The following is a 16,706-nucleotide window of genomic DNA, read 5'->3' as shown; positions in this document are numbered from 1 at the left end:
AATCATGTCCGATGCAAAACCCAAAATTCTGATCGTTGACGACGATACTGATCTGCTTGAGCTCCTGACCATGCGCCTTACTGCGGCGGGGTACAAGGTGGACGCAGTCCCAAGCGCAGAGGCGGCTCTGAACTATCTGGATGTGTCCCGTCCGCAACTGGTCATCAGCGATATGCAGATGAGCGGCATGGACGGCATGGCATTATTTGAACAAATCCATCGCTCCTTGCCAACCTTGCCGGTAATCATACTCACGGCGCACGGGACGATTCCCGATGCTGTCACGGCTGTCCAGCGAGGGGTATTCGGCTATCTTGCCAAACCTTTTGACAGCAAGACGTTGCTGGCCAATATCAGTCAGGCGCTCAAGTTCGTTCCGGGCGCTGGATCGCAGAAAGAACTGTCGCAGGCACCGTGGCGCAAGAATATCATCACCCAGAGCGCTGTCATGGAGGATCTTCTTACCCGGGCGGGACTGGTTGCGGAAGGTGACGCCAGCGTGCTGATCTATGGAGAAAGCGGGGTGGGCAAGGAGCTGTTCGCCCACGCCATACATGATGCATCCAAACGCTCCGACCATCCGTTTGTCGCCATCAATTGCGCGGCCATTCCGGAACAGTTGCTGGAATCCGAGTTGTTTGGGCATGTCAAAGGGGCATTCACCGGGGCTGTCAGGGATCATAAGGGTTTATTCCAGCTGGCTGAGGGGGGCACTCTCTTCCTCGACGAAATCGGCGATATGCCGGTCTTGCTTCAGGTCAAGCTGTTGCGTGTACTGCAGGAAAGGCAGGTGCGCCCGGTTGGGTCGGCGCAATCTATCCCGGTGGATGTGCGTATTATTTCGGCCACCCACCGCGATCTGAAAACAGAAATCGCTGCTGGAACATTCCGGGAAGATCTGTATTACAGGCTGGACGTGGTGTCACTTACCATCCCGATTCTGGCGCAGAGGCGCGAAGATATTCCTTTACTGATAAATTACTTCCTCAGCACGTTTTCAGAGAAATACCAGAAAAATATCAACGGTTTTTCTCCCGAGGCAATGGAAACACTGGTGGCCGCATCCTGGCCCGGCAATGTGCGCCAACTCATGAACGTCGTCGAGAGATGCGTTGCATTGAGTACTGCACCCCTTATTTCACCAGTGCTGGTCTACGATGCGATGCACCGGGAAGAAGAGCAACTCGTGTCTTTCGAGGATGCGCGCAGAAGTTTTGAACGGGATTATCTGGTGCGCGTACTTAAAATCACGGGAGGAAACGTTACCCAGGCAGCACGCCTCGCCAAGCGCAATCGCACGGAGTTCTACAAGCTGCTGCAACGATACCAGCTCGATCCATCTGTCTTCAAGCAAGCGCAGGTTTGAGAAAAGGAAGGACTGGACTAAGCGGTACAGATTCTACTGGCGGTCCTCCTTTTTCCCTTCCTGGCCGGATCAGGTCTGACCCGCGATGGGTCTGCGCTCATCCTCGACATATTGGTCGCCTTTCTTCACTATAAAGCCCAGTTCGGTCCACCACCGGACCATGTCAACATAGTCCTCTATGCCCCGGGAAAATGGTCGCAGCCCGGAGGCGGTGATGACATCCACAGGGCGTTGAGCCGGCCACCACAGCTCTCCGCAAGCCAGAAAATCCGCCTGCCAGGGTAACGCCATGCGTTCCGTCAGAAAACCCGGAGGAAGAGTCTGCCTGATTCGAAAAGGCGCCTGGTAAGTTCCTGCTTGCGCGATCACGTACGTGACTTCGATCCCGGGAAAGAACGGCGCCCCGATGCATCCTTCCAGGGCAGCGCGGGTTAAAGTGTCCGGCTGCTGATTCAATGGCAATTCGTCGAAAGCAACCGGTGTCGGTTCGCCCGTCCAGTCCGCTTCGAAATCACCTTGCGCCCATTTTTCCATGAGCGCATACTGATATTCCGTGAGCGCGGTATATTCTCCTCGCTCCGGGTTATCCGGATCCAATCCGCTGTTCACTTTAGGCATGCTGGGTGGCGTCTGGCGCGGCGGGGTATTGGGATCAACATGCGTGTTGGGTTTCGTCAGCCAGTTTAAGACCGTCTCGCGCGCCGACCTTCCATTCTCGGTCTTGTCCGCGAGTTTGCTCAATCGAGCCGGATTCAGAAAATTGCCGGCATCCCCGTGATGTCGATTTCTCTCCTCGACTACCCAGTGAATCATGACCACGCGCTTCAGTATCGGGTAGATATGGCGGGTGAACGACGGTACATTTTTTATCAGGAGAGGAGAGAAGTTTCTGGAGGCAACATTGACCGCCTGATCGTACCAGGTGGTTACGTTTTCGATGCCTGGCGCGTAGGAAGGCGGAGCGACGACAATCCAGGCGCCTTCTTCGGCAGTGAGGGGCGCTTCTCCCTCGACCTCCACCACGGCATTCACCGGCCCGTCGGAAACGCCATCGTACCAGCCATCGTTGTTGGCAAAACTGTTCAATCCCCTGCCCAGGGGAGAGCCTGACTTGCCTGGGCCGCCGATGACAATCAGCCGTCCGTTCTCATCGGTGAGCAGCTGCCCGAGATCGATTTTTGCACTGCCTTCGACGCTGCCATTCCTTATGAAATCTATTTCTCCGTTCAACGGGGCAGGGGATTTGCTCTTTCCCGATATCGATCGCAACGTGGCATCCACGACCAGTCCCGCTCGATCATATCCTGGATTCCGCGCCGAACCTCCGGGACCGCCCGGAGGAAAATTTCCTCCGGCTGCTTTGCGATTAACGAGGTGTACACTCCATGTAATCGTTGTTTTTTCATTCGCAACGATCTCGCTGTCGATGGTTTCCTTGCCGAAATCATCCCGGATGAATTTATAAATCCGGAATCGGGCTGCCTGCGGCTTTATTTTTCCGGAATTGTCGCGATAGGGTCCAGGGGGAACGATTTCGGGAGATTCGGGACCAAAAAAATATGCGCTCTCGCTGTTTCCTATACGCGCAATTCCTACTGCCGGATAAATCCGATAGACCGTTTTCATTCGAGTCGCTTCCCTTTCTGTCGATTGTGCGGCGAATATCGGTTACTCCAAATCATAGCTGCTGCCACAAATATTTCCGTACTTTCTTTGTTGCTATCGCTTTCTATAATTCTCAGCTGGTTTGGTGAAATATCTGGGGACTCGCTATGTTCGGCAACGAACGGAAAAGGAAGCCAACGTCGTAAATACTATTTGGATAACCAGATCGTTTTGTCGCATTGCTCCTTTTGCTTTTGTTAATGGGTATCTGCGTTTAATCACTAGGGATGTGCGCTATGAACTCCTTGTATGATGACGTTTCTGAAGCCCGGGCTGTTCGCATCCCGGCAAGCGGAGTCGTGCTGAATGCTGATCTGACGATGCCGCCCCACGCGCGGGCCATTATTGTCTTCGCTCATGGCAGCGGCAGCAGCCGGCACAGCATTCGCAATCGCTATGTAGCGGAAATGTTGAACGCATATAACTTCGCCACTCTCCTTGCCGATCTCCTGACTGAAGAGGAGGAAGTCACTGACATGCGCACGCGGCATTTGCGGTTCGATATTCCAATGCTCGCGGACAGGTTGATCGATATCGCTGCCTGGCTTCAGCAGGAGTCGCAGACGACAGATTTGAAAATAGGCTGGTTTGGCGCAAGCACCGGCGCTGGGGCAGCGCTGATTGCAGCGGCGCAGCGTCCGGAAAATATCATGGCCGTGGTTTCACGAGGCGGACGTCCCGATCTCGCGGGTGCTTATTTACCGGAGGTCGTAGCCCCTGTACTTCTCATCGTGGGGGAAAACGACCCGCAGGTTCTGGAGCTGAACAAGGAAGCGCTTGCCCGCCTCAATACCGAATCGAAACTGGAAATCGTGCCGAACGCCACTCACCTGTTTGAAGAACCGGGAACGCTGGAAACAGTCGCCGGTCTTGCCGCCGAATGGTTTCAGAACCATTGCTAGATCGGCAATAAAGCCATGCCGGGCGCCGTATATCATTTCGCAGACAGAGCCGAAGCAGGGAGGATGCTGGGGGAAGTGTTGTCGGTCTATGCGGGAAGAACCGACGTCCTTGTTCTGGCGCTTCCACGCGGCGGGGTACCTGTTGCCTACGAGATTGCGCGGACGCTGGCCGTACCGCTGGATATATGGCTTGTACGGAAACTGGGTGTGCCGGGCCAGGAGGAACTGGCGATGGGAGCGATGGCAGGGGCAGATACTCTTGTACTCAACAAGGAAATCATCAAGCTTCTGAATATCGATGAGGCTTCCATCGATGCTGTCATAGCCAGGGAGCGGATTGAGCTGGAGCGACGCAACAAGCTTTATCGCAGAGGCATGCCTGCCCCGGACATTCAGGGGAAAACAATCATTCTCGTCGATGACGGTCTGGCTACAGGTGCGACCGTGCGCGCTGCCATTGTTTCTTTACGCGACGCCGGCGCTGCAAGAATTGTTGTGGCTGTACCCGTCGGCACAACATCGGCATGTCGAAAAATCCGCCAGGAGGCGGACGATCTCGTGTGCCTGTATACACCCGAACCTTTTTTCGGGGTAGGGCAATGGTATGACAATTTCATGCAAACTCCGGATGAGGAGGTACTGGCGCTCCTGGAGCAGGAAACAACCCCTCGGCGAACAACCGAAACTCTAAAGAGAGCGACTTAAGGGGAGACTCAAGGAGGAACTTAAGGGAGACTGAGGGAATTACAGGATTCCGTCGCCTGAGGATCAAGGAGGATTTCATTATGGCTAATATCGATTTTGATTACCATTTGATCGATGTGCTGGAGCAGGACGCGCATACTGTTGCGGAATACAGTGCTGGGCATGAGTTGATACGCGCGGTACGCGAGCATGTGCAGGGAAAAAAGTTTGTCCTGATCGGTGAAGCGAGCCACGGTACAGCCGAATTTTATCGCCTGCGTGCTGAAATTACTCAACACCTCATTGTCGAGGACGGATTCGACGCTGTTGCGGTCGAGGCGGATTGGCCGGATGCCTATCGGGTTAACCGTTTTGTTGCCGACCGATCGGAAGACAAGGATGCGGATGCAGCCTTATCCAATTTCGAACGGTTTCCCACGTGGATGTGGAGGAATACCGAAGTATTCGCTTTCATCACATGGTTGCGCAACTATAACCAGGAGACGGGGAGACAAAAGCGCGAGCAACAGGAACCGGTGGGGTTTTATGGACTCGATTTATACAGTATGACAACCTCGATGCGGGCAGTGCTGGCATATCTGGATAAGGTCGATCCGGAAGAAGCTAGCGCCGCCCGGGCGCGCTACGGTTGCTTTGGCCAATTCATCGAAAATCCGCAGGCGTATGGTTATGCCATTGCGTCCGGGCGGTGGGATTCGTGCGAGCAGGAAGTGATCGCACAGCTCATGCAGCTTCAGCGAAAAGGACGGCTTTACGTTGAAAAGGATGGCGTTTTTGCCGGAAATGAATATTTTTCGGTGCAGCAGAATGCTGAGCTGGTAAAAAATGCGGAGGAGTATTATCGCGCTATGTTCAGGGGAAGGCCCAATACATGGAACCTGAGAGACCGGCACATGTTCGAGACGCTCGAAAAGCTCGCCAGCCATTTGGAAGACCAACTGAAGCGGGAAGCGCGCATCATTGTCTGGGCCCACAATTCTCATCTGGGCAATGCGGCGGCCACCGAGATGGGACGGCGCGGCGAATTCAACATCGGCCAGCTCGTTACCGAGAAATATCGGGATAAGTCATTCCGCATCGGATTTTCGACGAGCCGAGGCAGCGTGACTGCGGCAACTGATTGGGACGGACCCGCCGAAACGAAAACCGTTCGCGAACCGCTTGCAGGCAGTTACGAAGAAATTTTTTCGCAACTCTCCAGGAAACGTTTCTTTTTCGATCTCACCACCGACGGCGAAGCCATGGAGTTCCTGCGGGAGGAGCGGCTGCAACGGGCTATCGGGGTGATCTACCGCCCTGAAACCGAGAGGATGAGTCATTACTTCTATGCCTGTCTCCCGCGGCAATTCGATTTTATGATTCATATCGACAAGACGGAAGCGCTACAACCGTTGCCCGCATTCGTCCATCGCCGGGCTGGTGAAATGGATGAGACTTATCCTTCAGGCTTGTAGGAGACCGCGTTTCTCGATTCTCAAGGTGGCGATGCAGGAAGCGAAGCGCACCGCCGTCTGGATATGCCACATATCTACTGAACGGAGATTCGAAAATGAAAAATGAAATGGGAAAAGTTTCTCCCCTTGAAAAAGATATATTGGATGCAGCTATCAAGGCGGTAAATACAGCACATTCCCGTCCATCAGTTATCGAAAAAAACAGACAGCATGAGCAATCCTCAGCTGTCAGTGCTGATTGTCAGAATCTTCTTGGACAAATGCTCGCAGTAGCCGGAATCGACCAAATTGAAATAGAGCAATGTAGTGAGCGCAATGCCAATGAAATGCGAGCAATCTTTAACAAAAAGAAGCAGTCGTTCATCGATCAATCTAACACTATCGCCCAGCAATATGATCAGCTCAATCGCCAAAGCCAAGGAATACTCTCCCATTTAGGAATTTTTGCTAAAGCTCAGCTCCTAATTACATTAGATGTAGCAGACGCTATTGTCTTAAATCCCCCCGTCAGCCAAAGATCTGATGATTTTGAGATTGATATAAAGAGTGATCCACCTGCTAATAATCATAATTTTATAAAAGCTTATATGTACAGTGATACACCATTCCATCTCGGACCCCGATTCTGCATTCCTGGTTATGCTGAATTTACTGCGGATTTCTATTTCCACTGGACCGCTAACGTAGATGTTTACGTAAATGTGGTCACATTTGTGCAACCAAATGGGACGTGTTTTGTATACTCGGGATGGGATCCCTTTCATTCTAATAAGGAATGCGTCACCTATTCCTCAAGCCTCAGGTATTTCATTCCGCCGCCTAATTTCGATCTGCATCAAAATTCAGAAGGCTATCTTATCAGTAACCTTGCTAATACAGTCAGCCAGACTTCTGATCAATATGATCATTGCGCAGAAACTGGCCCGTTCGATTTTTTAGGGGCTGCCAATCATGGATATCTAAATGATCAGTCTACACTGTTTGATAATGGTCAATTCTATCTTCCCGCTGGCTATACCCTCATTTTCGTGGTCGGGGTAAAAGGCTCGTTTCTCCAAATGGGATGCCAACCTAGCCTTCAAGAGATAGATTTCTACAAGGGTGATTTTGGAATTAATGTCCCTGGCGTGTTCTTAGGGGTATTTCCTGTATCTCCGATTCCCTAGTGTCCTGCGTTAGAAATTCGGATACAAAATCGTTCTAGTTCAGCTCGGCCGTAAACTTTGACGTTATCTATAACGAGCACGACGTCACACTACAGGTAACTGCCGTACCTGAGGCGCACCAGTACCTCATGTTTTTTGCGGGATTGGGCTGAGGGGGACTATTACCCCGGCAGGAGGAGTTGATTCAGGAGTTGATTCAGGTATTCCCCACTGGGATACCTGATTTCTTCTCACTGCTAACATTCGTTCCTCTCGCTCAACGTTTGTGAGAAGGCAGGGGAAGATTGAAGCATGGCGTTCTGCTCGAACGAGCCTTTCGGCTACAAAACGCCAGACGCAACTTTCCACCGCAGAAGATATAGTCCTATTGGTCCAAATGGGAAGGACTTGGGGCTTATTGGAGGATTGGTGAGATGCACCCTTTCCTTCCCGGAATCATATTCCCAATCACGCTTTCCTCCTTATACCTGCTGCCTCAACCCGTCCTTTCTCTACAATCCATCACCGAAATTCCGCCTGAGAAACACGGGAAGGGGTCAATACGTGAGTAGGACCGGCTTTGCCTTGAATTCTGGCATGTTCATCCTGTCGGCGAATAGTTGGCGATGTTCCTATCTGACCGAACGCTCTGATTCCAGCTACCTGAAATCCGCCTCCGCTATCTTCCGTATGAATTAATACTCAATGCCTCGATTTTCTTGCTTTTTGAAAAATGCGGTCTATTTTAAAAATGTTGCCCTTGTAGATAAAAAGAAGCCGTGAACAGACAAAAATCAAATGAACTCGGAGGAGGCATAAAATGAAAAATACGAAGAATAATCATCAGGGTATAAAAATTGAGTCCGTGAGTCGCAACGTTTTTCAGATACTGCCGATCATAGCAGCAATGGCTGCATCCGGCGTTATTCAGCCCGCTTTTGCTGTTGATCGCACATGGTTTGGTGGCACGGGAGAGTTTGGAGTCGATACGAACTGGTCGCCCACGGGTGTGCCGGGCAGCGGTGATAAGGCAATTATCGACAGCGGGAACTCTACTTTGTCGTTCAACACGTCGATAACGAGTCTTGATTTATCAGGAGGCGCCCTTGGAGGTACAGGTAATCTTACGCTCAGCGGTTTGAGTACCTGGACGGGGGGTTCCATTACGGGTGGGGCGACCACGACCTTTAACAGCACACTGGAGTTAAGCGGCAACGGCGCCAAGGTTATTTCAGGTGGACGCACGGTGAATGCTGGCACCACTACCTGGAGCGGCAATACGGGCAACGGGGCCAACGATCTCTTCTTCAACAACGGCACCTTCAACAACACCGGGACCTATACGGACACCAACGCCTTTAATGATCAGATGACGGGCACTGGGACGTTCAACAACAGCGGGACTTACAACAAGCAGACCAATACCGTTACCAACATTGGCGGGGGTGTGGGGTTCAATAACACGGGAATGGTGAATGTCAATGCGGGGACTCTGCACCTGCAAGGGAGTGGTACTCACAGCGGCAGTTTTGCCATTGCTAATGGTGCAACCCTTGATCTCAACTTCGGTACCCATAATCTGAACAGTGTAACAACCAGCGGTAGTGGTACCTTTGAGATAAGTGGAGGCACGGCTAACCTCAATGGAGGCAGCCACACTTCGAAATTTCTGCTTTCAGGCGGAGCATTGGCGGGTACCAGCACACCCATTGGCGGTGCTGCTACCTGGACGGGGGGTTCCATTACGGGTGGGGCGACCACGACCTTTAACAGCACACTGGAGCTAAGCGGCAACGGCGCCAAGGTTATTTCGGGCGGGCGGACAGTGAATGCTGGCACCACTACCTGGAGCGGCAATACGGGCAACGGGGCCAACGATCTCTTCTTCAACAACGGCACCTTCAACAACACCGGGACCTATACGGACACCAACGCCTTTAATGATCAGATGACGGGCACTGGGACGTTCAACAACAGCGGGACTTACAACAAGCAGACCAATACCGTTACCAACATTGGCGGAGGCGTGGGATTCAATAACACGGGCACGGTGAATGTGCAGGGGGGTGTGTTCAATGTAGCCCACGCCATGAATAACGCTGGCACGGTAAATATCAGCGCCGGTGCAACCTTTCAGTCCTCCTGTGGAGGGGCGGATTGTTTCGTTAACGCGGGGATTATACAAGGCAACGGTACAGTTATCACACCCACGCTGGGTTTATCCAATAGCGGTGCAATCAATCCTGGGGGCGGTATCGGTCATCTTACTATAGACGGTGATCTGCATCAGGCAGCAAGCGGAGTAGTCAACTTTGAACTCGCCAGCTTGAGCAGCTTCGACCAGCTGACGGTTACCGATGATGTGACATTGGGTGGCGATATCGGGGTGTGGAATCTCGGGTATGCGCCCGTCGTCGGCGATACCTTCGTAGTGGCTACTTTCGATGAGCGACTGGCAAATTCAACGTTCGCGGATGTTACCACGCATGGGTTCGGTGCCGGCGTGAACTTCAACGTCATTTACCACGAGCATGACGTCACGCTACAAGTCACCGCAGTTCCCGAACCGGAGCAATATGCTTTGTTTCTTGCCGGACTGGGTTTGATGGGTGTGATGGCGCGCCGACGGAGGAATCATATCCGGGGATGAGACTATCGCGCTCTTATCGAGTTGACCGTGATCTGGATAAAAAATACAAAACGTAGACATCATCAAAAGGGAAAGGGCAAATGATGTAACCACACTACCTGTTGATGGAGGAAGCGATGAAGAAATTGAGCTATGTTGCGTTTCTGGTCGGAGCAGCCCTATTTGGCACAACCCCGGTTTTTGCGCAGCAGAGTGAAGATAGGGGAGCCGGTGGAGATGCTGCAAACCGTGCCGTGAACATCAACCTCGGCAGTACCGGAGGGGCGCTGGACAGCGGCGCGCTGAAATCCGTACGAAAGACGGTGGGGAAGGCTATCAGCGAAGAGACGGTGGACACTTTCGCTGTTTATAGTCCAAGAGCAGGGGGGCCTATTCCGATAGAGGGGGGATTGAACGCCTGCGCGGAAGCAGGTTTCAGCTCGAAGCCGGGAGAGTTCAAAGCATTCGTCAAGCGTCTGCGTGATATTCGTCCCAGGGCGGGAACATTCCTCAATGTGGAGCTCACCGATCAGTGCAAACCTATTGAAGGCGGAGGAGGCGGAGCTGTTTGCGGGGGTATCGCTGGAACACGTTGCCCCGATGCAAACCAGTATTGCGACTTTGGGGCCAAATGCAAGATGCCGGACGCGCAAGGTCAATGCAAGACCAAGCCCACCATTTGTCCGCAAATCTTCAAGCCTGTTTGCGGATGTGACGGCAAGACTTACAGCAACTCATGCACGGCAGCAGCTGCCGGTGTTTCCGTCGAACATGAGGGGGAGTGCAAGAAGTCTGAGTCGCAAGCCTGCGGCGGGATAGCCGGGATACCCTGTCCTGAAGGCCAGGCCTGCGTGGATGATCCCAGGGATGATTGCGATCCCACACGGGGCGGCGCGGACTGTCCGGGAATCTGCAAGGGTAAAAGATAGCAGCAACGGGAATACAGGTTATTCTTTAGAAGCCTTATGACTACTCTGGATAAGCAGGTCTTGTTACTCGTGGCGGACAGCTTATCCAGAGTTTGTCACCCGAATGTTAGACAACGTACAGAGCGATTCCTCGATCAGGTGTTAAAAATCGGAAGGTCCGGCCGTTAGAAGAGCTAAGCCGCTTAATCACAGTGGCACAGTCACAGCGGTGCAGTGGCGCAACCGATCAACAGTTCCAGAGGGAAAATCTTGAGCACATCATCTGACAGAGGCAACGCAAGGATCAACGAGAGCGGGATCGAAAATCCGATCGAGAATACAGAAAAAGAGATTACCGACAGCCCGGCAGCAACCGGGTCTTATGGACCATACAGGCAGGAACGGAGGAAAGGTCATCAAGTGATTTCTACCGCCACTTATTACCAGGTCGAGCGGCGCGGCGGCACCGGCTATGGCTATGGGGAAACACAGGACTGGTCGGACCCGGATCCGGAATCGGATGGAACGCCTTATTCGGGCAGAAATTTTTGACAGCAGGAGATGCAGAGATTCAGGCAAAGGATTCAAGGCATGTAATGCGTAATGCTGGCAGGGTCGAGTGAGACAGAAATGAGGCAACAAGGGTAGAAAAGGTCGTTCATTTAATTCGCATTCATTTGATTCGAAAGGAGAAAACCATGGCAAATATTGCTCGTCGTTCGCCTCTTATGGGCGACATCATGCGCTATGACCCGTTTTACAATCTGGATGACTGGTTCAAGAATTGGGGAATGCGTCCATTCTCAATGGATATGGAAACCACCCCTCAGATCAGGATCGATCTTACCGAAAATGACAACGCCTATACGGTTCGTGCAGACATACCTGGAGTAAAAAAGGAGGATGTCAAGGTTCAGGTAGAGGGCAACCGCGTTTCCATCAGCTGCGAGACAAAGCAGGAAAAAGAGGAAAAAGAAGGCGAGAGGGTAATTTGCCGGGAATGCCATCAGGGATCGAGCTACAGGAGTTTCACCCTGGGAAGCGAAGTGGATGAGGCCAAGGCCGAGGCAAAATATGAAAACGGCACATTGGTACTGACGTTGCCGAAGAAGGAGGGAAAAACCGCCAAACGTATCGAGGTGAAATAATCCGAGCAGCGCTCTTCGGGTCATCAGACTGATCGTTCTGCTCCACATAACCGGAGCTCCACTATGACACACTCTCCATTTGTCGGTTTTCGCCAGATTTCCCGACATGACAAGCTCTTCAAGGAGCGTATTCACGATCCTTACAGAGCACGGCACAAACTGTCTGAACCCACTGTCTGTCCCAGTTGCGGGGCTGTATTCCATGAGGGACGCTGGCAATGGGGCGAAGCGCCCGCAGGCGCCCATCAGGAAATGTGTGCGGCCTGTCAGCGTATCCGGGATGATTTCCCCGCCGGCTTCATTACCCTGAGCGGCGAGTTCTATATCGCTCATCGCAATGAAATCATGCACATCGTGCACAATGTGGAAAAGCGTGAAAAGGTCGAGCATCCCTTCAATCGCATTATGGCCGTTGAAGAAAAAGATGGGGGAACCTTGGTGACGACCACTGATATCCACCTGGCGAGAGGCATCGGCGAAGCCGTACACGATGCGTATCAGGGCGATCTGGAATTTCACTATAACCCGGAAGAGTATTTGTTGCGCGTGCACTGGGCGCGTTAGAAAAAACTTTGGGGGTAGCGTTTTGGGACAAACCCCGATACGTGTTCCCAATTGCAACATACCTCATCGTCCCTACAATGAGAGTGTGATCAAAGTGGAGGGCAGGATGCCTGTAGGTGAAATTTGTAACCGTGATACTGTATTCGTGAAGCGGGATGAGACGATTGGGGAGGCAGCCAAACTCATGCGTCAGCACCATGTGGGCGACGTGGTCGTTATCGAAGAGCGGGACGGCCTCAATATTCCCGTTGGAATTGTCACCGATCGCGACCTCGTGGTGGAAGTCATGGCAACCGAGTTGGATGCTGCTGTCATCACCGTGGGCGACATCATGGAGCAGGAACTCGTCACCGTGAAAGAAAGCGTGGGGGTATTCGAGGCAATTCAATACATGCGCAGCAAGACGGTACGGCGCTTGCCGGTAGTGGGCGAGAATGGCGCCCTGGTGGGTATTCTTACGCTCGATGACTTGCTGGAACTGCTATCGGAAGAACTGCTGGCGACTTCCCGGCTGACAAGTTATCAACGGCAGAGGGAAGCAAGACAACGGCATTAAAGGACCAACGGGATCAAGGGGTGACTGGAAATACGCGAACGGAGTTTTCGACCAGCCGGTCATTACCGGCTTTTCCCATAATCGGAAGGAGCACGATCATGATGGATTCCGTGAAGAATGCAAGTGAAAATATCAGCCGAAGACTCAGTCGGACATGGGATCACATTTCAGATGGCTGGCGTGAACTCGTCCACCATGGTAGCGATGCCCTTACGCACTTTGTACACCGCAAGGGTGAGGAAGACAAAGGGCAAGCGTCCGCTGCCAGCACGCCAGCTTTTCCTCACTGGAGTATTCTGGCAGGGGATATGGAAGAAACGGACAGGGAAATCGTGGTACGGATAGAAGTGCCTGGCATGGAAAAAAAAGACTTTGAGATCAGCATAGAGGGCAAGACGCTTTCTCTGAGAGGGGAAAAACGCTTTGAGCGCGATACAAATGATAGCAAGTATCATGTCATGGAACGTGCTTACGGCGTTTTTCAACGAACCTTGCCGTTACCGGTCGAGGTGAATGAAGACAAAGCGGAAGCGGACTACAAGAACGGCGTGCTGACCGTGCGTCTCCCCAAGCTGAATGTTGAAAAGAGAAGATTCATTTCCATATCATGATAAGGTGGCATTTTCCTTTTCAGCGCCGACGCGCCCTACCGAAAATTATGCTTATCCGCCTGCTCGCAGGCGTAATGACGACTATGCTGGCAGCTTCGATCTCCGTAGCGACTGAGCCGGACATTCTCTTGAGCCAGAAGGAAAGAAAACCAAAGAAGGAGGCGTCTCGCATGTCTATGACAATAACATCCTCATCCTTTGCGAATCACGGAGAGATTCCTATTCGTCATACCTGTCAGGGACATGATAATTCACCCGAGCTGTTCTGGGACAACATACCGGAAAATGCGAAAAGCCTGGTTTTGATTGTGGACGATCCGGATGCGCCCGATCCTGCCGCTCCCAAGCTGACCTGGGTACACTGGGTGCTATATAACATTCCTCCTGCGGCTCAAGGTTTACCTGAGGGAGTGGCGGAAGCCGATCTTCCCATTGGAACGCTTGGCGGGCTCAATGACTGGCAGCGCACAGGGTATGGCGGACCCTGCCCCCCTATCGGTAAGCATCGATACTTTCATAAACTCTACGCACTGGATATCATGCTTCCGGATCTGAAACATCCCACCAAGGCAATCCTCGAGCAGGAGATGAAGGGACATGTCATCGCGCAATCGGAACTCGTGGGGCTGTATCAGAAGCAATAGGCTGCTATTGCTTTTTTTCTTTTTTAGATTCCGGTTCATCCAGCGCGGTTCTGTACACTCAAGGGGATAAATGCGCAATATGGCATGGGTCGCATCAAGAACCTGGTGTCTGGTGGAAATCGAAGATCGATCCGTATACCATCGACACGGCATGAAGCAGGTGTTGCGCTGCGCTTTCCCCGTATGCTGCAGATTCTTGATGACAAAAAAACGAGCGAAGCTGATATCCTGAATACGTTGACTGTCATGCTGGGGCACAGGTGGTCATGAAAATCCCGCCTGAGGACCTGTCTGAATTGCGCCGCAAACCCAACCGCGCTTTACCCATAAAATGGGCGGCGAAGGGCGTAGTCAAAGACTTGAAGTATGCCCGTGATTTATCCTTCTACCTGCTTAAACGAGAGAAGGCAAATGAAAGGCCGCTGGTGAGGTTGTATGAAAAGGCCATCTCTCCCCGTTATGATCGTCCCGTTTGCCTTTTTTGCAGCTTCGACAAAGATAGCATTGTCAGGGAGAACGTGTATTACTACCTCAATGCTCTGATGCTGGCCGGCTTCGATATCGTATTCATCAGTTCAAGCAGCATGATTTCTGGAAGCGATCTGGAAAAACTGTCTCGATGCTGTATCGCAATAATAAACCGTGAGAACAAAGGATACGATTTCTATGGGTGGAAAACGGCTCTGGAAAAATATCCCGAATATCGCGAGCACAGCGGTCTTCTGTTAGCCAACGACAGCGTTCTCGGTCCGCTTTTCAGCATCGATAATATCATCGCCAGACTCGAAGGCAGCGAGGCTGAAATCGTGGGAATGACGGATTCTTTTCGTTTTTATCCCCACCTTCAGTCCTATTTCCTCTACTGCAAGAAAAAAGCCGTGTCCTCCGATGAATTTCTTCGCTTCTTCGCGGAAATCGAGGTGCTGGAATTCAAGCCGGCCATCGTTCGCAGATATGAAGTTGGTTTTTCCCGCTTCCTCAGCCGGCGCTTTCGTCTTGCAGCGCTCTACAGTCTGGGACAGGTTCTTGCTCCAACTGATTACCATCAAAGGCCGCTGCAATGGGTCGAATCGACCTTTCACCTGTGGAAGCCGCTTATTACCGAGTTTGGATTCCCGTTCCTCAAAAAAAGCGTGCTGACAAGAAGAGGTGTGAGCCTGGGGGAAGTTTCAGCGGGCCTCGCGGAGGCGGGCTCTTCCTACGAGACAGAAATTCTCAACGACTGGATGTCCCCTCGCGGATAAGACACGATTCTGCTCGACAACGATTTCCCTTCGTCATTCCCTTGAAAGCCTCGAAAGAAGGAATCCAGAACCCTCGCATATGGATTTTCCGCTTCCGCTGGTGTGACGATTGAGCAAACTGTAGGCGAGGCCGCTCACCCTGTTGATGATCCGCACCCGGAATTGCAGCAAAAATATCTGGGCTGCGGGACCATAAACCGGATATCCTTCGCCCTTCCACTGTTTTCTGTTTTCACCTCTACTCATAAAGTTACGGTCAGCATAGATGTCTTCATTTTTCATGGATGTATTATCCGGATGCGCTGTAGCGCTTTACGGATTGAAGGGTGGTTACACTAAAGTCAATGTCAAAGGTCAATCCATACGCATCGCGGTGGACAATTTTCGGACGCTCCAGCGGGCAAAAACGTATTCAATAAAAGAACCCGATACCTTGGACTGGCTTGACGGTTTTGAACCGGATTCCTGCTTCTTCGATCTGGGAGCGAATATCGGCCAGTATTCCCTGTATCCAGCAAAGAAATACGGGAAGGACATCCATATATATTCGTTCGAGCCCCAGTGCGCCAATTATTATTTATTGAATAAAAACATTTACCTCAACAAGCTCGAGAAAAATATTACCTCCTATTGCGTGGCTGTTTCCGGAGAGGAAGGCTTTTCGAAACTTTATATTCCCAAATTCATAGGCGGTGGAAATCGCTCCCAGTTCGGAAAAGAAGATTTGAAGAATATGAAAAAACCCGCCGCGCATATTCAGGGCATGTTCGGCGTGACACTCGACGACTTATGCTCAAAATGGGGATTTCCCTATCCCAACTACATCAAGATCGATGTGGATGGCATCGAAATGGCTATCATCCGGGGTGCGGGGAATGTGCTCAGGAATCCGGCACTGAGATCCGTCATCGTCGAGCTGGGGACAATCGAGGAGCAGCAGGAAGCGGTAGCGCTGATGGAGCAGGCGGGTTTGAAAGTCAGATTCAAAACCACCAGGAATTGGGGTGAAACCTGCTTCGTGTTCGCGAAATAGGATTGATCATCTCCTCTTTGCCGAATCGCCGATACACCTGTCCTGAGACTGCCGGAGGAGCTTATCCTGAGTACTGCTCGCGCCTTCGATCCTTCGACGATTCGGGATCAGGGAGAGCGGAGACGAAAGCTC

Annotated in this window: 17 protein-coding genes; 16 read left to right on the top strand and 1 reads right to left on the bottom strand. The window is 51.9% G+C overall.

The annotated features are described in order from the left end of the window. Positions 1–4 precede the first annotated feature (4 nt). Positions 5–1,366: a sigma 54-interacting transcriptional regulator gene (locus BMW46_RS11440; protein ID WP_074708664.1), complete on the top strand. Its 1,362-nt coding sequence runs from the start codon at positions 5–7 to the stop codon at positions 1,364–1,366. A 69-nt stretch (positions 1,367–1,435) separates the two neighbouring features. Here BMW46_RS11440 and BMW46_RS11435 read toward each other — a convergent pair whose 3' ends face one another. Further along, entirely contained in the window at positions 1,436–2,992 is a 1,557-nt protein-coding gene (locus tag BMW46_RS11435; protein WP_074708662.1) for a LodA/GoxA family CTQ-dependent oxidase, read from the bottom strand. 275 nt (positions 2,993–3,267) lie between these two features. Here BMW46_RS11435 and BMW46_RS11430 point away from each other — a divergent pair, with 275 nt between their 5' ends. The 15 genes from BMW46_RS11430 to BMW46_RS11355 all read left to right on the top strand — a co-directional run bounded on the left by BMW46_RS11430 (position 3,268) and on the right by BMW46_RS11355 (position 16,574). Then, complete coding sequence (locus tag BMW46_RS11430) at positions 3,268–3,933, top strand: dienelactone hydrolase family protein (RefSeq protein WP_074708660.1); 666 nt, start codon at positions 3,268–3,270, stop codon at positions 3,931–3,933. 15 nt (positions 3,934–3,948) lie between these two features. Next, a complete protein-coding gene (locus BMW46_RS11425; protein WP_074708658.1) occupies positions 3,949–4,638 on the top strand; it encodes a phosphoribosyltransferase in 690 nt (229 codons plus the stop codon). An 80-nt stretch (positions 4,639–4,718) separates the two neighbouring features. Then, positions 4,719–6,092, top strand: a complete 1,374-nt coding sequence (locus BMW46_RS11420) for an erythromycin esterase family protein (protein ID WP_074708656.1) — start codon at positions 4,719–4,721, stop codon at positions 6,090–6,092. Between the two features lie 95 nt (positions 6,093–6,187). After that, positions 6,188–7,258: a hypothetical protein gene (locus BMW46_RS11415; protein WP_074708654.1), complete on the top strand. Its 1,071-nt coding sequence runs from the start codon at positions 6,188–6,190 to the stop codon at positions 7,256–7,258. A 799-nt stretch (positions 7,259–8,057) separates the two neighbouring features. Beyond that, positions 8,058–9,887 carry a beta strand repeat-containing protein gene (locus BMW46_RS11410; protein WP_074708652.1) on the top strand — a complete coding sequence of 610 codons (1,830 nt, stop codon included), beginning with the start codon at positions 8,058–8,060 and terminating at the stop codon, positions 9,885–9,887. Between the two features lie 116 nt (positions 9,888–10,003). Beyond that, a complete protein-coding gene (locus tag BMW46_RS11405) occupies positions 10,004–10,795 on the top strand; it encodes a Kazal-type serine protease inhibitor family protein (RefSeq protein WP_074708825.1) in 792 nt (263 codons plus the stop codon). A gap of 249 nt (positions 10,796–11,044) precedes the next feature. Continuing rightward, a complete protein-coding gene (locus BMW46_RS11400) occupies positions 11,045–11,326 on the top strand; it encodes a hypothetical protein (RefSeq protein ID WP_074708650.1) in 282 nt (93 codons plus the stop codon). Between the two features lie 146 nt (positions 11,327–11,472). Further along, a complete protein-coding gene (locus BMW46_RS11395) occupies positions 11,473–11,922 on the top strand; it encodes an Hsp20/alpha crystallin family protein (protein ID WP_074708648.1) in 450 nt (149 codons plus the stop codon). 63 nt (positions 11,923–11,985) lie between these two features. Further along, positions 11,986–12,486: a BCAM0308 family protein gene (locus BMW46_RS11390; RefSeq protein ID WP_074708646.1), complete on the top strand. Its 501-nt coding sequence runs from the start codon at positions 11,986–11,988 to the stop codon at positions 12,484–12,486. Positions 12,487–12,592: 106 nt separating this feature from the next. Further along, positions 12,593–13,042, top strand: coding sequence for a CBS domain-containing protein (locus BMW46_RS11385; RefSeq protein ID WP_074708823.1), 450 nt, complete (start codon positions 12,593–12,595; stop codon positions 13,040–13,042). 98 nt (positions 13,043–13,140) lie between these two features. Then, the gene (locus tag BMW46_RS11380; RefSeq protein WP_074708644.1) at positions 13,141–13,653 is read left to right on the top strand and encodes an Hsp20/alpha crystallin family protein; all 513 of its coding nucleotides are present in this window, start codon (positions 13,141–13,143) and stop codon (positions 13,651–13,653) included. A 170-nt stretch (positions 13,654–13,823) separates the two neighbouring features. Beyond that, on the top strand, positions 13,824–14,297 hold the full coding sequence (locus BMW46_RS11375; RefSeq protein WP_074708821.1) for a YbhB/YbcL family Raf kinase inhibitor-like protein: 474 nt from the start codon (positions 13,824–13,826) through the stop codon (positions 14,295–14,297). An 84-nt stretch (positions 14,298–14,381) separates the two neighbouring features. Further along, positions 14,382–14,567: a hypothetical protein gene (locus tag BMW46_RS11370; protein WP_074708642.1), complete on the top strand. Its 186-nt coding sequence runs from the start codon at positions 14,382–14,384 to the stop codon at positions 14,565–14,567. Continuing rightward, a complete protein-coding gene (locus BMW46_RS11365; protein ID WP_074708639.1) occupies positions 14,564–15,541 on the top strand; it encodes a rhamnan synthesis F family protein in 978 nt (325 codons plus the stop codon). Before BMW46_RS11370 ends, BMW46_RS11365 begins: the two co-directional genes overlap by 4 nt. A 265-nt stretch (positions 15,542–15,806) precedes the next feature. Next, on the top strand, positions 15,807–16,574 hold the full coding sequence (locus tag BMW46_RS11355) for an FkbM family methyltransferase (RefSeq protein ID WP_074708634.1): 768 nt from the start codon (positions 15,807–15,809) through the stop codon (positions 16,572–16,574). Positions 16,575–16,706 lie beyond the last annotated feature (132 nt).

Source organism: Nitrosospira multiformis (assembly GCF_900111585.1).
Classification (GTDB): Bacteria; Pseudomonadota; Gammaproteobacteria; order Burkholderiales; family Nitrosomonadaceae; genus Nitrosospira; species Nitrosospira multiformis_B.
The sequence above is the reverse complement of the archived record's forward strand: the minus strand, read 5'-3'. Positions and strand labels throughout refer to the sequence as shown.

What these genes read in the sequence shown, in the direction of transcription:
- BMW46_RS11440 (WP_074708664.1), top strand. Translation starts at nt 5, where the DNA reads ATGTCCGATGCAAAACCCAAAATTCTGATCGTTGACGACGATACTGAT.
- BMW46_RS11435 (WP_074708662.1), bottom strand. Translation starts at nt 2,992, where the DNA reads ATGAAAACGGTCTATCGGATTTATCCGGCAGTAGGAATTGCGCGTATA.
- BMW46_RS11430 (WP_074708660.1), top strand. Translation starts at nt 3,268, where the DNA reads ATGAACTCCTTGTATGATGACGTTTCTGAAGCCCGGGCTGTTCGCATC.
- BMW46_RS11425 (WP_074708658.1), top strand. Translation starts at nt 3,949, where the DNA reads ATGCCGGGCGCCGTATATCATTTCGCAGACAGAGCCGAAGCAGGGAGG.
- BMW46_RS11420 (WP_074708656.1), top strand. Translation starts at nt 4,719, where the DNA reads ATGGCTAATATCGATTTTGATTACCATTTGATCGATGTGCTGGAGCAG.
- BMW46_RS11415 (WP_074708654.1), top strand. Translation starts at nt 6,188, where the DNA reads ATGAAAAATGAAATGGGAAAAGTTTCTCCCCTTGAAAAAGATATATTG.
- BMW46_RS11410 (WP_074708652.1), top strand. Translation starts at nt 8,058, where the DNA reads ATGAAAAATACGAAGAATAATCATCAGGGTATAAAAATTGAGTCCGTG.
- BMW46_RS11405 (WP_074708825.1), top strand. Translation starts at nt 10,004, where the DNA reads ATGAAGAAATTGAGCTATGTTGCGTTTCTGGTCGGAGCAGCCCTATTT.
- BMW46_RS11395 (WP_074708648.1), top strand. Translation starts at nt 11,473, where the DNA reads ATGGCAAATATTGCTCGTCGTTCGCCTCTTATGGGCGACATCATGCGC.
- BMW46_RS11390 (WP_074708646.1), top strand. Translation starts at nt 11,986, where the DNA reads ATGACACACTCTCCATTTGTCGGTTTTCGCCAGATTTCCCGACATGAC.
- BMW46_RS11385 (WP_074708823.1), top strand. Translation starts at nt 12,593, where the DNA reads ATGCCTGTAGGTGAAATTTGTAACCGTGATACTGTATTCGTGAAGCGG.
- BMW46_RS11380 (WP_074708644.1), top strand. Translation starts at nt 13,141, where the DNA reads ATGATGGATTCCGTGAAGAATGCAAGTGAAAATATCAGCCGAAGACTC.
- BMW46_RS11375 (WP_074708821.1), top strand. Translation starts at nt 13,824, where the DNA reads ATGTCTATGACAATAACATCCTCATCCTTTGCGAATCACGGAGAGATT.
- BMW46_RS11370 (WP_074708642.1), top strand. Translation starts at nt 14,382, where the DNA reads ATGGGTCGCATCAAGAACCTGGTGTCTGGTGGAAATCGAAGATCGATC.
- BMW46_RS11365 (WP_074708639.1), top strand. Translation starts at nt 14,564, where the DNA reads ATGAAAATCCCGCCTGAGGACCTGTCTGAATTGCGCCGCAAACCCAAC.
- BMW46_RS11355 (WP_074708634.1), top strand. Translation starts at nt 15,807, where the DNA reads ATGTCTTCATTTTTCATGGATGTATTATCCGGATGCGCTGTAGCGCTT.